The following is a 14246-nucleotide window of genomic DNA, read 5'->3' on the forward strand; positions in this document are numbered from 1 at the left end:
GTGCCGCATTCGATTAGAAACCTCCGCAGGGCGCCCCGGCGCCGTTCCTAACGCTTTCCTTACGGCCCCGCCGCAAACCCTTACGAAATACCCATAACGCGGCGCCGCAGCGGCGAACAGGATGCGTAGCTCCGTGGCGTGTACGCCGTAAACTTGAAGCACCGATCTTATTCGCAGAAAGGCACGCCCGTGTCCCGGAAAAACCCGCTGACCCCGGACGGTATCGCTGCAGCCGCCGTCGCGATAGCCGACGCCGAAGGCCTCGATGCCGTGAGCATGCGGCGCGTTGCCGGTGACCTGGGCGTCTCGGCCATGGCCCTGTACCGGCACGTGGCAGACCGCAATGACCTGCTGCTGATGATGGCCGGGGCGGCCACCGCCGAATTCTCCCTGCTTGGCCCCGGGACCCGCACCTGGCAGCAGGTGCTGGCCCACATGGCAGATGCGCAGTGGGAAGCGTTCACGGCACACCGCTGGCTGCTGCGCATTGTGCTCACTCCGCGCAGGCTGGTGAACATGGCCAGCCCCGGGGACGTGGAACGGATACTTGCCACGCTCGCCTCAGCAGGCCTGAGCGAGGAGCAGGGCTTCGACTGCCTGCTGGGAATTTCCGCCGCCGTGATAGGCACTTCGGCCATTACTGCGGCAGCCCACTACGGCCCGGCCTTCGATGGACAGCCGGCGCCCGCGGACGGCGGACAGGGCGAGTGGAAGGACGGCACAGCGGTGGCCCGGCACCCGCGGGCGGCCCGTTTCCAGCAGCAGGGCATCACCTATGCCGGGTCACGCCGTTCCCTGGACTTCTTCGTTGCCAACTTTATTGCCGGCGTCGAACAGACACTGGCACAGGCTCAGGACCTGCCAACGGGTTCTGCGACACGGAAGGAATAAGAATGAAACTCAGTAACCGGACAGCGATCATTACCGGCGGGGCCGGCGGGATCGGGCAGGGAATTGTCCGGCGGTTCCTCGCCGAGGGCGCCAAGGTTGCGGTAGTGGACATCGACCAGGCGCAGGGCGACAAGCTGCTGGCCGACCTCGAAGGCAAAGGCGAGGTCATATTCATCGCGAAGGACATCTCCAAGGCCGAGAACGCCGCAGCCATTGTGGCCGAAACGGTGGCACGCTTCGGCGGGCTGGACATCCTGGTGAACAACGCCCATGCCTCCAAGCAGGCGCCGATCATGGAAACCACGCAGGAAATGTGGGACCTGTCCTTCAACACGGGCACCATGGCCACCTTCCACCTGATGCGGGCCGCCTATCCCGAGCTGAAAAAGACCGGCGGCAGCATCATCAACTTCGGCTCGGGGGCGGGTATCAAGGGCCTGCCCAACCAGGTTGCCTACGCGGCGGCCAAGGAAGCCATCCGCGCCATCTCCCGCACGGCCGCCAACGAGTGGGCGGCGGACGGTATCCGCGTCAACGTGGTCTCCCCCGTGGCGCTGACACCGGGCATTGTGCAGTGGGCCAAGGCCTTCCCGGACGCCTATCAGGAGGTTGTCGACGGCGTACCGCTGGGCCGGCTGGGTGATCCGGAAACCGACATTGCACCAATTGTGGTGTTCCTGGCCAGCGATGATTCGCAGTACCTGACGGGCCAGACCCTGATGGCCGACGGCGGCACCATCAAGCTGTACTAGCCGGCAGCAGTACCAAGCACGGCCCATCCGCCGCCGGGCAGGGACAGCTGCCTACCCGGGACGTCCAGCCCACCCTCGCCGGCGAGGACGTCCCGGGCTGCGGCCGGCACCGGAATATGCCCGGCTGCGGCGGAGGCATTCAGCGCCACGAACAGTGAGTTCCCGGCGTCGTACACCTCGTAGACAATCTGCTCATTGCTCAGCGAATGCACCCGGGTGCGGGCCGCGTGAACCCAGGCATGCCGGCGGCGCAGCCCGATCAGTTCGCGGTGCAGCCGGTACAGCGGCGCGCCGACATCGGAAAGTCCGTCGGGGGTGGCGGGGAACAGCGGCCGGATGTCGTCGTCCCCTCCGGCACGCTCCTCCTTGATGCCCCGGTAGCCCTGCTCGTCGCCGTAATAAATGGCAGGCGTGCCCGGCAGGGTCAGCAACAGCACCACCGCCTGCGCCAGCCTGCCCGACGGCGCCAGCCGGCTGGCAATGCGCGTCACGTCATGGTTGCCCACGAAGGTCAGCGGCACGAAGCTGTCCAGGAACGTGTTGTGCCGCTCCAAGGCAGCCGCAAGTTCGTAGAAGTTGGCGTCACTAAGCGAGCTCCAGACTGCCTTCCACAGCTCGTACTGGGTCACTGCGTCCAGTTTTCCCGCGCGAACCTCGGCCGGGTAGTCGCCGTGGATGTACTCCCCCACAAAATAGGCCTCCGGGAATTCGGCCCTGACCTCGGTGAGCACGCGTGCCCAGAACTCTGAGGGTACGGCGTACGCGGCGTCCAGCCGCCAGCCGTCAGCCCCGCGCCTGAGCCAGTGCTTCATCACATCGGCCACAAAATCCGCTACCGCGGGTTCGCCGTGATTCAGCGCCACCAGGTGGTGGTGCCCCTCGAAGTCGCCATACTGCGGTTCGGTTCCGGGTTTCCATCCGTCCGGCCAGTCCAGGTGGAACCAGCCGGCTGTCTCCGCGGCAGGCCCCTTCTCCAGTGCCTCCATAAACGGGGCAAAGCTGCGGCCGGTGTGGTTGAACACCCCGTCCAGCAGAACGCGGATACCGCGGGCCCGGGCCGCACGGATCAGCTCGTCGAAATCGGCGTCGTCGCCGAGCCGGGGATCAATCCGGTAATAGTCGGTGGTGTCGTACCCGTGGGATTCGGAGGCAAACACGGGGCCGAGGGCAAGGCCGGACGCGCCCATCTCCACCAGATAGTCCAGCCAGTCCGCCAGGTGCGGCAACCGGTGCTGCACGGGCTGCGCAACCGCCGGATCCCCGCCGGCTGCCATATCGCCCGGCGTTTTTTCGGCTCCGGTAAAGCCCAGCGGGTAGACGTGCCACCACACAGCGTGCTGCACCCAGTCCGGCGTCCTCATGTAACAGGTGACCTTTCAGTAGTCCTCGCGTCCTGGTCCAGTCTGCCATTATCAGCCGGCCCGCAGGTGCAAGCCGCCGGCCGGGAGCTGCGGCGGCTAGCGCAGCTCTGCCGGAACTGCGGGGAAGGCGTCCGCTGCGTAAAGACCTGCCACGGCCTTCATGTACTGCGTCCACTGGGCGCCGGCGAGGGCTGATCCGTCCACGTAGGAACGGGTAACCCCGTTGATTTCCTGGTTGTTCAGGGACGTGTAGGAGTTCCAGTTGCCCACCCAGGACGCCGTGGAGATACCCGTGGTGTAACCCACCGTCCAGGTCTGTTCAGACTGGTCGGTGGTACCGGTCTTGGCGGCTGCAGGCACACCGATGGGGCTGATGCTGCCCGGCGATCCGTTGACCAGGTTCTGCAGCGGCAGGGTAACCGCGGCGGCCACGTCCTCGGAGATGGCACGGCTGCAGTTTTCACCCGGAACCTCATATGAGTTGCCGCGGCCGTCGGTTACCTCGGTCAGCGCCGTCGGCTCGCAGTATTGCCCGCCGCTGGCGAACGTGGCGTAGGCCGCGGCCATGGTCAGCGGGGAAACTTCCTGTCCGCCGAGCACAAAGGACGGGCTCGTGACCTCCAGGGGTTCCCCGTCGACTGCCCGGTGCACACCCATGCTGGTGGCGGTATCCCTGATATCGCACAGGTCCAGCAGGGCTGCCTGCGCCACCGTGGCGGTGTTCACTGACTGGGTGAGGCCCTGGCTGACGGTCATCGGCCGTTCGAAGCCCTCGCTGGCGTTTTTGAACTTCCATTCATCAAACTCGGTGTTTGCACCCAGGCATTTCGCCTGCCAGTCGAACCCGGCGGGATAGGACGTGCGGGTCGCATCGATGGTGTCGCTGAGGCTGCGGCCGGATTTCAGCCACTGGGCCGTGGTGAAGGGTTTCATGGTGGATCCGGGCTGGAACCCGTAGGGGGTCCCGCCCATATCCGCATCCACGTTGAAGTTCAGCTGGGTCCTGCCGGCCCCGGGTTCCGGCGTGTACACGGTGTTCTGCGCCATGGCCAGAATCTTCCCGGTGCCCGGCTCAACGGACACCATTGCCGAACCGGCGCCGGATGCATCCCCGACCGGAACCTGTGCCTCGATCTGTGCCTGCGCCTCCGACTGCAGCCGGGAGTCAAGGGTGGTGCGGATGGTCAGTCCGCCGCGCGCCAGAAGCTTGGCGCGGTCCTGGACGTCGGCGCCGAAGGCTTCAGACTGCAGGATGGTCTGCTCCACGTAGCTGCAGAAGTACTGGGCGGTTTCGGCGCCGGTGCAGCCGGAGGTAACGGTCTGGGGGTTCAGGTCCAGGCCCGTGGCCACGGCCTGCTCATACTCGGCCTGGCTGATTTTGCCGTTCTTCAGCATCGCCGCCAGGACCGTGTCCCGGCGGGCCTGCGTCCCCTCGGGGTTGGTAAAGGGGTTGTAGTGGCTTGGTGACTGCACCATTCCGGCCAGCATGGCCGACTGTGCCGGGGTCAGCTGGGACGCCGGCACACCGAAGAAGCTGCGGGCCGCGGCTTCCACACCGTAGGTCTGCCCGCTGAACAGCACAATGTTCAGGTAGCCCTCAAGGATTTCCTCCTTGGTGTACTGCTTCTCCACGGCGACGGCGAGCTTGGCTTCACGCAGCTTGTCGCCCAGGTCCTTGGTGCCGCTCAGGGTCAGGTCACTGCCACCCTTGCCCGCTGCAATATCGCGGTTGATCAGGACGTTGTTGACGTACTGCATGGTCAGCGTGGAGGCACCCTGGGTGTCGCTGCGGCTGGCGTTGGAAGCCACCGCGCGGGCCACACCCTTGAAGTCAATGCCGTTGTGATCGAAGAAGCGTGCGTCCTCGATGGAGACAATCGCATCCTGCATGCTCTGCGAAATCTGGTCCAGGGTAACCGGGACACGGTTCTGCGCGTAGAACGTGGCCAGCAGGACTCCGTCGGCGCTGTAAATCTTCGACCCCTCGTCCAACGGGCCGGTTTCAAGCTCGTCCGGCAGCTGGTCCAGTACCTCCACGGTCATGTCCGTTCCGGTGGCCGCCACGGCTGCCACGGGAATCAGGGTGGCGGCGGCCAGCACGCCGGCCAGCAGGCTGACGAGGAAGAAGGCTGCCACCCGTGCGGGCAGCGTGAGTCGTTCCAGGAACGAGGGTTTGGGGGCTTGCATCCGGCTAAGTTATCGGTTTTTCCTGTGAGCGCTGCGGCACCGGCGGATGCCCGGAAGCGCGCTGCGGGGCGCGCGCGCCGGCCTGCCGTCCGCCGTCCTGCCGCGTACTGACGGGGTTCAGCGGGCACCCCGCGCCGTGTCGCCGGGCCGCCGGGGCCGGACTGCCGAGCGTCGCAGGGAGAAAAAAATCACACGGCAGGGCGGCTTGCAGCCCCGGTTAACGAAGTCCGGCCCGCAGCGTAATCACTGCGGGCCGGAGCGCGGGACGGGTCCCGGGGCTAGCTACGCGTCAACAACAATCGCCGTGATGGCCGGCGTGCGGTTGTAGAACCGGCGCATCCAGTTGGCGACGGCGCGCTCGATGACGTCTTCGAGGTCCTCGCCCTTGGGTCCGCGGCGGCTGCCGGAGGCCGCGTTGGCCAGGGCCTTCTCCACGGCTTCCTCGGCCTTCTTCAGGTCCTCTGACTTCACGGTAAAGCCCTTGGTGAAGAACTCGGCAGGCTCGGCAATGGTGCCGGTATCGGCGTCGACCAGGGCCAGCACCGTCACGGCGCCCTCCTCGGCCAGCTGCATGCGCTCCTTCAGGGTTTCCTCGGTGGTGTGGCCAACGCTGTCGCCGTCCACGAAGACCAGGTCCACCTGGTGCTTCCCGGAGATCGTGGCCCGGCCGCGGCGCAGGTCAACGGTCATGCCGTTTTCGGCGATGACGACGTCGCGGGGATCCATGCCGGTAGCCTCTGCGATGGCTCCGTTGGCCTTGAGGTGACGCCATTCGCCATGCACCGGCATCACGTTGCGCGGCTTGACGATGTTGTAGCAGTAGGCGAGTTCGCCGGCGCTGGCGTGGCCGGAGACGTGCACCTTGGCATTGCCCTTGTGCACCACGTTGGCGCCGATCTTGGTCAGGTTGTTGATGATGCCGTAGATGGCGTTCTCGTTACCCGGGATCAGCGAGCTGGCCATCAGCACGGTGTCGCCCTCGTGGATACGGATCTGGTGGTCCTTGTTGGCCATCCGGGACAGCGCGGCCATCGGCTCGCCCTGCGAACCGGTGCAGATCAGCACCACCTTGTGGTCATCGGTGCGCTGCAGGGACTTGAAGTCCACCAGGATGCCCTTGGGGATGTTCAGGTAGCCCAGTTCCTCGGCGATGGTCATGTTGCGGATCATCGAGCGGCCCACGAAGGAGACCTTGCGGTTGTAGCGCGATGCCGCGTCGATGACCTGCTGGATGCGGTGGATGTGGCTGGCGAAGCTGGAAACGATGATGCGGCGCGGTGCGGTGCGGAACACCGTGTCGATAGCCGGGGCCAGTTCCTTTTCCGAGGCCATAAAGCCGGGGACCTCGGCGTTGGTGGAGTCGGTGAGGAACAGGTCCACGCCTTCCACGCCGAGCCGGGCGAAGCCGGTGAGGTCGGTGATGCGGCGGTCCAGCGGGAACTGGTCCATCTTGAAGTCACCGGTGTGCAGTGCCATGCCGGCAGCGGTGCGGATGGCAATGGCCAGGCCGTCCGGGATGGAGTGGTTCACGGCCAGGAACTCCAGGTCGAAGCCGCCGATGGTGCGGCGGTCGCCTTCCTTGACCTGGATCAGCTTGGGCTTGATCCGGTGTTCCTTCAGCTTGGCCTCGATGAACGCCAGGGTCAGCTTGGAGCCCACGATGGGGATGTCCGAACGCTCGCGCAGCAGGTACGGGACACCGCCGATGTGGTCTTCGTGGCCGTGGGTCAGGACAACGGCAACAACGTCCTGCAGGCGGTCACGGATGGCGGTGAAGTCGGGCAGGATGAGGTTGACGCCGGGGTGTTCCTCTTCGGGGAAGAGGACGCCGCAGTCAACAATCAGCAGCTTGCCGTCGAATTCGAAAACGGTCATGTTCCTGCCGATTTCGCCGAGGCCGCCAAGATTCATGACTCGCATGGTTCCCTTGGCGAGTTCCCGGGGGGCTTTTAGGACGGCAGGTGTTCTATTCACGGATGATTTTCTTTCGTTGGGGATCGGGATTGCAAAGTGGAATGGCAGCCGTACGGCGGCATTCCGGAAGTCTGTGGTGCGGCCAGAGCAGGGCCGTCGGCTGCGGTGCTTACATCTATTCTATTGACTTTTCCGGCGCGCCGCGGACCACGGGGTTCCCGGGAGCGTCACGACGGCGCCGGACACCGCGTTTTTGCGCGGTCAGGCCGGCTTGGGGGCGTGCTTCGGGCTGCGGCCGATTACCGTGCCGTACCCGCACTTTGGACAGGCCTAGAGCGTCCGCAGGGGTTTGGCCGGGTTGCCTGCCACAACGGTATTGGGCGGCACATCGCGTGTGACGACGGCGCCGGCCCCCACCACGCTGTTCTCCCCCACACTCACTCCGCCAGGATGTGCTGTGCTGCGCTTTGGTCCGTGGGCCAGGTGCGGGCGTAGCGGTCGGCCAGCTCCATGGCACGCCGGCTGTCTGCGGCCAGCTCCGGGTCATCGGCAAGGTAGGGATCGCCGGCAAGCATCCGCTCGCGCATGCTGCGGGTATCTCCGGGGAAAAAGTCGCGCTTCTCCATGTGTCCCAGCCTACGGCATTACTAAGCTTGCTTAGTACTGGCAGTGCGGTTATCTTCTCTGGCATGGACGCCCGTCCCCGGACAAACGCCGAATACATCCTGCCGCTTAAATGGACTGAGGACAGCGGCCTGGAAGAGCTGTGCGGATACCTCGAAGTGCTGTGCACCCATCTGCCGGTACTGGTGGTGGACGGCTCCGACGAGGAACGCTTCGCCGCGCATGGCCGGGCGTTCCCGCCGGCGGTGCGGCATTGCCGGCCCGCCCACCCCGAATGCCTCAACGGCAAAGTTGACGGAGTCCTGACCGGCCTGGACCTGACCCGGGCGGAGTACCTGATTATTGCCGACGACGACGTCCGCTACACGCCGTCCGCGCTCAGCCGCGTGCTTGCGCTGCTCGCGGACGCCGACGTCGTCCGTCCGCAGAACTACTTCCCCGCCCCGCTGCCGTGGCATGCCAAATGGGACACCGGCCGCATCCTGCTGAACCGCGCCTTCGGTTCGGACTACCCCGGAACGCTGGGCGTGCGTGCAGAGCTCCTGAGACGCACCGGCGGCTACAGCGGAGACGTACTGTTCGAGAATCTGGAACTGCTGCGCACGGTCAAGGCGGCAGGGGGCCGCGAGGCACGCGCCGGAGACCTGCATATCGCCCGGCTCCCCTGCTCGGCCCGCCGGTTCTTCAGCCAGCGGGTCCGCCAGGCCTACGACGGTTTTGCCCAGCCCTTGCGCCTGTCGGCCGAGCTATCCCTCCTCCCCCTGCTGACCTGGTGCCTTCGCCGGCCGCGCCGGTTGGCCGGTTTCGCCGGCATTGCCGTTGCGGCGGCAGAATACGGCCGCCGGCGCAGCGGCGGAAGCCGGGTGTTTCCACAGACGGCGGCCCTCTGGGCACCCGTCTGGCTTTCCGAGCGGGCGGTCTGCATCTGGCTGGCAGCAGTCCGGCGGATGGGCGGGGGCATCCCGTACTCCGGCACCCGGATAAGGACCGCCGCGCATTCTGTTGTCACCCTGCGCCGGGAGCTGCGCCGGGGAACAGACCCGGTGGCGTAGCGATGGGGAGTATTCCGGACAGCGGGAGCCACGGATGGGTACAGGTGCCCCATGCCCGCATTTACTGGGAGGCCAGCGGCAACCCGGCCGGCACCGCGGTCCTGTACCTGCACGGCGGCCCCGGCAGTTCGCTCGGTTCCGGCGGCTACCGAAGCCTGCACAATCCACGGCTTTTTTACACCATCGGGATCGACCAGCGAGGCTGCGGCCGCAGCACTCCGGCCGCACAGGATGATCCCGGGCACCTGCACCTGAACACCACCCAGACGCTGATCGCCGACATCGAAGCGGTGCGGACCAGCCTGGGGATCAGCCGGTGGATAGTCACCGGAATATCCTGGGGCAGCACCCTGGCGATGGCCTATACCCTCCGGCACCCGGACCGCGTCATTGGGCTGGCCATGGCCGCCGTCACCACCACCAGCCGTGCCGAGGTGGACTGGATCACCGGCGGCGTCGGGCGGTTCTGCCCCGAAGCCCTGGCCCGCTTCAGCCGGGATGCCCGCGCCGTCCCCGGCGAGAGAACCGTTGAAGCGTACGCCCGCCGCCTGGCAGGAGAGGACCGGACGGATGCCCTTGCCGCCGCCGGAGCCTGGCTGCAGTGGGAATCCGCAGTTGCCGCTTTGGCACCCGGTGCGCCGGCCGGTCCCCGGTTCGACGGCGAGCGCAGCCTGGTGACGTTCGCGCTGTTGACTGCCCGCTACTGGGCGCAGGACGGCTTCCTGCCCGGAGAGGCGGCGATCCTGGCCCGGGTGCGGGAGCTGGACGGCATCCCGGCCCGGCTGATCCACGGGCGGCGGGATATCGGCAGTCCCGTAGGTACGGCCTGGGAGTTGCACCGGCGCTGGCCCTCCAGCCGCCTCACGGTCATCGAGGACGAGGGACATGTGGGACCGAGGGCACTCGCTGCGCTGGGTGCCGCTGTGGAACAGCTACGGGGTGCAGAGCCTGCTCCGCCGGTAGGCTTTGACCATGGCCAGATACTATGACGTCCACCCCGACAATCCGCAGCCGCGGTCCATCAACCAGATAGTGGATACCATCCGCTCCGGGGGCCTCATCGCCTATCCCACAGACTCCTGTTACGCGCTGGGCGTCCAGCTGGGCAACCGGGAGGGAGTGGAACGCATCCGCCAGCTCCGCAGGCTGGATGAGAAGCACCACTTCACCCTTGTCTGCCGGGACTTCGCACAGCTGGGCCAGTTTGTGCAGCTGGATAACTCGGTGTTCCGCAGCGTTAAGGCCGCCACCCCGGGCAGCTACACCTTTATCCTGCCGGCCGTGAAGGACGTTCCCCGCTGGCTCTCGCATCCCAAGAAGCGGACGGTGGGAGTACGCATCCCGGATAACGCCGTGGTCCAGTCCATCCTCGCCGGCCTGGGCGAGCCCCTGCTCTCCAGCACCCTGCTGCTGCCCGGAGACGAGGAGCCGATGACCGAGGGCTGGGAAATCAAGGAGCGTCTGGACCACCAGGTGGACGCCGTCATCGACTCCGGTTTCTGCGGCCCTGATCCCACCACCGTCATTGATTTCTCCAGCGGCGCCCCGGAAGTGGTCCGACGCGGAACCGGAGACCCGTCTCCCTTCGAATAACCTGTCCGCCGGTACACGCTTCCCTGCCCGCGGCCTCCCCTGCCGCAGCCTAAACAGGCTGCCGGAGGAACCGGTTTGCCTCACTTCGGTTGACTCCCCGGAAGCCGGTACAGAGTGTTGCACGCGTCAGGGGGACCTTCACCGCTAGGCACTCGCAGGGGAATCCACATGAATAAGACGGCTAAGGCAGTATCAACGGCGATATTGGGCATTTGCGTCCTGGCAGGATGCGGAACCGGCGTGGGACTGCCGGGACACGGGGGTGGTACCGGCAGCCCCACGGCCACCGGACATCCAACCCGGCCGGGACATACCGGGACACCGACACCCTCCGCTACCTCCACACCAAGTCCCACAGCTACCGGGAGCCCCTCTCCGACGGAAAGCCCGTCCCCTTCACCCAGTCCCACGGATGGTGGCGGAGACGGCGGAACCGATGAGTCGGTCAACGTCATCCTGATGGTCGGCGACGGTATGGGCACCAGCCAGCGCGACGCCATCCGGCTCGCTTCGGTGGGCCTGAGCGGGGAACTGGCCATGGACACCCTTCCCGAGGTGGGCAGGGTGCACACCAACTCCGCGGACGAGGAAACGTTCGTCACCGATTCCGCCGCAGCAGCCACCTCCATGGCCACCGGTGTCAAAACCTACAACGGCGCCGTCGGGATGGATGTGGACCGGCAGCCGGTCACCACGGCACTGGAAATAGCCGAGGAACTGGGCAAGTCCACCGGGCTGGTCACCACCAGCCAGGTCACCGACGCCACGCCGGCTGCGTTCGGCTCACATGTCCTGGACCGGGACGAGCAGAGCGCCATTGCCGCACAGTTCCTGCGCAGCTCGCACCCGGAAGTCATCCTGGGCGGCGGCGAAGACCACTGGTATCCGGAGGGCAGCCCGGGCAGGTACCCGGACAATCCTGACGAGGATCCCTCTGAGGAGAGCGCCGGCACCGAAGGCAATCTGGTCGAAGAAGCCATGGACCAGGGCTACGAATACGTCTGGGACCTGCCGGGCCTGCAGGCAGCACAGGGGGACCGGATTCTGGGACTCTTCGCCAATGAGGAAATGTTCCAGTACGGCGACGACGTCGAGGAAACCTACAGCCCCTCGGTTCCGCTCACGGAAATGACGCGAAAGGCCCTCTCCGTGCTGGACGGCAACCAGTCCGGCAACGGCTTCTTCCTGATGGTGGAGGAAGAAGGCATTGACGCCTTCAGTCACGTCAACAACGGTGCGCTCACCATCGGGTCCGGCATTGAGTTTGACCGGTCGGTGGCTTTGGCCAAAGAGTTCGCCGAGCAGGACGGCAATACGCTCCTGGTCACGGTCGGCGACCACCAGACCGGCGGGATGGTTATCGAACCGCTGGGCGGCGCAGACCCGACGAATCCTGACAGCCCGGTGCAGGAGGAACCCTTTGACGTTGCCGGTTCGGAGCAGCAGTTCCGGATTGACTGGACCACCAACGGCCACACCGGCGACGACGTGCCCCTGACGGCCATGGGGCCGGGCGCCGAAATGCTCACCGGGGTGTACGAGAACACCCGCATCTTCGACGTGATGGTGGACGTTATGCGGTCCGGCACCGAACGGGCCTTCGATCTGCAGTCCCACCGCGGCGGGCGCGGGGAAAACACCGAGGAGTCCCTCGCGGCGTTTGCCCATTCCCTGGAACTGGGGGTAACCACTTTGGAGCTGGACACGCACCTGACCGAGGACGGCAAGGTGATTGTCTGGCATGACGACACCATCCAGCCGGAGAAGTGCGCCGACACCGGTCCGGCCACGTACGTGGATCCGGAGTTTCCCTACGTGGGTGACCGGGTGGCGGAGCTTAGCCTGGCGCAGATCCGGATGCTGGATTGCGGTTATGCCCAGCTGCCGGGCTACCCGGAACAGGTGGTGTCGCAGGGGAACACCATTGCGGAACTGCGTGATGTGTACGCGCTCGCCGATCGCTACGGGGCGGACACGGTCCGCTTCAATGTGGAGACCAAGGTCGAAGAGGGGCTGGCCGGCGGTCCGGGCAGCGTGGCGCTGACCGAGGCGGTTGTCAGTGAGGTCCGCGCGGCAGGCAAGGCCGGACGCACCACTATCCAGTCCTTCGACTGGTCCACGCTGAACCTGGTATCCGGGATGGCCCCGGAACTGGTGCTGGTGGCGCTGGCCGGGACTCCGGAGGATCTGGGCGTGGGGCAGCCGGGGGCTGCACCGGAACTGGGCGGCATCGACATTGATGACTTCGGCGGTTCGGTTCCCCGGGCGGCCGCGTCTCTGGGGTACGACGTCGTCTCCCCCATCGCCACCAGCGTCACTCCGGCGATGATCACCGAGGCACACGACCTGGGACTCAGCGTTATCCCCTGGACCGTCAATGAGACGGCGGACATGAACGCGCTTATCGACCTGGGAGTGGACGGCATCATCACCGATTACCCCACCCGGCTGCGGACGGTTATGGCTGAGCGCGGGCTTCCCCTGCCCCCGGCCTACGCCGGCTGAGCCGGGCCGGGGCGGCGGGACCGTATTTTCCGCCGCCCCGGCGCCGATGGCATGCTGGTGCAATGCCCGGTCTCTATGTCCTTCCCTCCAGCTGGCTGCTTGATGCCTCCCCCGAAGACGTATGGGAGGCGGTGGCCGGCCCGGAGATGGACTGGCCCCGGTGGTGGCCCGGCTGCACCCGGCAGGACGTCTCCCCGGCTGCTGCCCCCTCCGGCGGCGACCGGGCCGCGGTGCTGCTCTCCTCCACCGTCCGGCTGCAGTTCCGCGCCGCACTGGGCTACCGTCTTTCCATTACCCTGCGTCCCACCGCGGTGGACCACCCGGTCTCGATCGATTTCGACGCCGCCGGTGATCTGGCCGGCAGCGGGCAGATCCGCCTGACTCCCCTGGCCGCTGACGGCGGGACGGAGCCGGTGCAGACGCGGATGGACATATCGTGGCGGGTCCGGCCGACCCGGCCGTGGATGCGCCTGCTCACCCCGGTTGCCCGGCCGGTTCTCACGGCCGCCCACGCGCTGCTTATGCACCGCGGCGAAAAGGGACTGCAGCGCCTGCTTCGCCGTGCGGCGCGCGGTACCCGGCAGAGTGCACCTGCGCAGGCGCTTCAGGCAACCCGCCGGGGCCGGCCGAACAGGGTGTCCACCCCCGTGGAGTAGTGCACGGTGTCCGGCGGGCCGGAGACATCCAGCCCGGCGGCGGAGAGCAGTTCATCGTCGCAGTGTGCCAGCCGCGCCGGGTGCAGCGGCCAGGGCCGGTGGGAATTGGGGATAAAAACCGTGCTGCCGCCGAAAGCGGTATGCAATCCGAAGCGGGCCGTCAGCCACAGCGAGAGCTCATCATCGGCCTGCCGGGCACAGTCCGGAACCGCAGCGAAGGAGGAACGTGCCTGCCTGCCGAACCGCTCGACGTCGTACCCCCGGGCCGTGCCGGCGCGGACCGGCCTGCACCGCGACCAGACATAGGGAATCCGCAGCGAGCGTGCCACGAGCACGGGAGCGAGCCGGGATGCGTCCAGGGACAGGAACAGAACCCCCGCGCTGCCGTCTGCGCCGCGGGAATACAGCCGCACGTTGATTTCCGTGAAGGAGCCGACGTAGGGCATGCCGATCCGTCCCAAAAACCGCGTCTTTGGCGCGTGGAACCCGATCAGCCCCACCCAGGTGGCACCATGAAGAACGTCCGGTTCCACGCCCGGCGGCATAAACGGGACGGCCGCTGCGGGATCCATGCGCCAGTGCAGGAACACCACGTCTGCCCAGGTCTGGGCCATCAGCACCGGCGGTGCCGCGCGTGGCCCGGCAGGCCAGGGCTCCTGCGAACCGTGCCCGTACACACCCATTCCGCCAACGTAACAGCGGGTGCTAATC

The 14246-nt window shown here is 66.6% G+C and carries 12 protein-coding genes and 1 pseudogene; 7 read left to right on the forward strand and 6 right to left on the reverse strand.

Annotation, left to right across the window (positions count from 1 at the left end):
• Positions 1-189: 189 nt before the first annotated feature.
• Together AC5RVB_RS04505 and AC5RVB_RS04510 are read left to right on the forward strand one after the other, a co-directional pair.
• Positions 190-891 (forward strand): TetR/AcrR family transcriptional regulator, encoded by a 702-nt coding sequence (locus AC5RVB_RS04505; protein WP_227902018.1) that lies wholly within the window; start codon positions 190-192, stop codon positions 889-891.
• 2 nt (positions 892-893) lie between these two features.
• Positions 894-1643, forward strand: a complete 750-nt coding sequence (locus AC5RVB_RS04510) for an SDR family NAD(P)-dependent oxidoreductase (protein WP_227927870.1) — start codon at positions 894-896, stop codon at positions 1641-1643.
• Here AC5RVB_RS04510 and AC5RVB_RS04515 read toward each other — a convergent pair.
• The 5 genes and pseudogenes from AC5RVB_RS04515 to AC5RVB_RS04535 all read right to left on the reverse strand — a co-directional run bounded on the left by AC5RVB_RS04515 (position 1640) and on the right by AC5RVB_RS04535 (position 7731).
• Complete coding sequence (locus tag AC5RVB_RS04515; RefSeq protein WP_227902020.1) at positions 1640-3004, reverse strand: alpha-amylase family glycosyl hydrolase; 1365 nt, start codon at positions 3002-3004, stop codon at positions 1640-1642. The two genes, AC5RVB_RS04510 and AC5RVB_RS04515, sit on opposite strands and share 4 nt — an antisense overlap.
• Before the next feature lie 96 nt (positions 3005-3100).
• A complete protein-coding gene (locus tag AC5RVB_RS04520) occupies positions 3101-5191 on the reverse strand; it encodes a transglycosylase domain-containing protein (RefSeq protein ID WP_494142070.1) in 2091 nt (696 codons plus the stop codon).
• Between the two features lie 282 nt (positions 5192-5473).
• Positions 5474-7111 carry a ribonuclease J gene (locus AC5RVB_RS04525; protein ID WP_227902022.1) on the reverse strand — a complete coding sequence of 546 codons (1638 nt, stop codon included), beginning with the start codon at positions 7109-7111 and terminating at the stop codon, positions 5474-5476.
• Positions 7112-7435: 324 nt separating this feature from the next.
• Positions 7436-7552, reverse strand: a pseudogene (locus AC5RVB_RS04530) (sugar O-acetyltransferase); the annotation flags it as partial.
• Entirely contained in the window at positions 7543-7731 is a 189-nt protein-coding gene (locus AC5RVB_RS04535) for a maltose acetyltransferase domain-containing protein (RefSeq protein WP_494142071.1), read from the reverse strand. The pseudogene AC5RVB_RS04530 and the gene AC5RVB_RS04535, both read right to left, overlap by 10 nt.
• 63 nt (positions 7732-7794) lie before the next feature.
• Between AC5RVB_RS04535 and AC5RVB_RS04540 the strand changes: the two genes are divergently transcribed.
• The 5 genes from AC5RVB_RS04540 to AC5RVB_RS04560 all read left to right on the forward strand — a co-directional run bounded on the left by AC5RVB_RS04540 (position 7795) and on the right by AC5RVB_RS04560 (position 13535).
• On the forward strand, positions 7795-8781 hold the full coding sequence (locus tag AC5RVB_RS04540) for a glycosyltransferase family 2 protein (protein WP_494142072.1): 987 nt from the start codon (positions 7795-7797) through the stop codon (positions 8779-8781).
• 2 nt (positions 8782-8783) lie between these two features.
• Positions 8784-9770 (forward strand): alpha/beta fold hydrolase, encoded by a 987-nt coding sequence (locus tag AC5RVB_RS04545; protein WP_494142073.1) that lies wholly within the window; start codon positions 8784-8786, stop codon positions 9768-9770.
• Positions 9754-10374: an L-threonylcarbamoyladenylate synthase gene (locus AC5RVB_RS04550; protein ID WP_227902026.1), complete on the forward strand. Its 621-nt coding sequence runs from the start codon at positions 9754-9756 to the stop codon at positions 10372-10374. Before AC5RVB_RS04545 ends, AC5RVB_RS04550 begins: the two co-directional genes overlap by 17 nt.
• 459 nt (positions 10375-10833) lie before the next feature.
• On the forward strand, positions 10834-12879 hold the full coding sequence (locus tag AC5RVB_RS04555) for an alkaline phosphatase (RefSeq protein ID WP_494142074.1): 2046 nt from the start codon (positions 10834-10836) through the stop codon (positions 12877-12879).
• Positions 12880-12941: 62 nt separating this feature from the next.
• Entirely contained in the window at positions 12942-13535 is a 594-nt protein-coding gene (locus AC5RVB_RS04560; protein WP_494142075.1) for an SRPBCC family protein, read from the forward strand.
• On the opposite strand, the gene AC5RVB_RS04565 is transcribed toward AC5RVB_RS04560, so the two are convergent.
• Positions 13484-14218, reverse strand: a complete 735-nt coding sequence (locus AC5RVB_RS04565) for a YqjF family protein (RefSeq protein ID WP_227902029.1) — start codon at positions 14216-14218, stop codon at positions 13484-13486. The genes AC5RVB_RS04560 and AC5RVB_RS04565 overlap by 52 nt on opposite strands.
• Between the last annotated feature and the right edge of the window lie 28 nt (positions 14219-14246).

Source organism: Arthrobacter sp. Y3225209 (assembly GCF_059090685.1).

What these genes read in the sequence shown, in the direction of transcription:
- AC5RVB_RS04510 (WP_227927870.1), top strand. Translation starts at nt 894, where the DNA reads ATGAAACTCAGTAACCGGACAGCGATCATTACCGGCGGGGCCGGCGGG.
- AC5RVB_RS04515 (WP_227902020.1), bottom strand. Translation starts at nt 3,004, where the DNA reads ATGAGGACGCCGGACTGGGTGCAGCACGCTGTGTGGTGGCACGTCTAC.
- AC5RVB_RS04520 (WP_494142070.1), bottom strand. Translation starts at nt 5,191, where the DNA reads ATGCAAGCCCCCAAACCCTCGTTCCTGGAACGACTCACGCTGCCCGCA.
- AC5RVB_RS04525 (WP_227902022.1), bottom strand. Translation starts at nt 7,111, where the DNA reads ATGCGAGTCATGAATCTTGGCGGCCTCGGCGAAATCGGCAGGAACATG.
- AC5RVB_RS04535 (WP_494142071.1), bottom strand. Translation starts at nt 7,731, where the DNA reads ATGGAGAAGCGCGACTTTTTCCCCGGAGATACCCGCAGCATGCGCGAG.
- AC5RVB_RS04540 (WP_494142072.1), top strand. Translation starts at nt 7,795, where the DNA reads ATGGACGCCCGTCCCCGGACAAACGCCGAATACATCCTGCCGCTTAAA.
- AC5RVB_RS04545 (WP_494142073.1), top strand. Translation starts at nt 8,784, where the DNA reads ATGGGGAGTATTCCGGACAGCGGGAGCCACGGATGGGTACAGGTGCCC.
- AC5RVB_RS04550 (WP_227902026.1), top strand. Translation starts at nt 9,754, where the DNA reads ATGGCCAGATACTATGACGTCCACCCCGACAATCCGCAGCCGCGGTCC.
- AC5RVB_RS04555 (WP_494142074.1), top strand. Translation starts at nt 10,834, where the DNA reads ATGGTCGGCGACGGTATGGGCACCAGCCAGCGCGACGCCATCCGGCTC.
- AC5RVB_RS04560 (WP_494142075.1), top strand. Translation starts at nt 12,942, where the DNA reads ATGCCCGGTCTCTATGTCCTTCCCTCCAGCTGGCTGCTTGATGCCTCC.
- AC5RVB_RS04565 (WP_227902029.1), bottom strand. Translation starts at nt 14,218, where the DNA reads ATGGGTGTGTACGGGCACGGTTCGCAGGAGCCCTGGCCTGCCGGGCCA.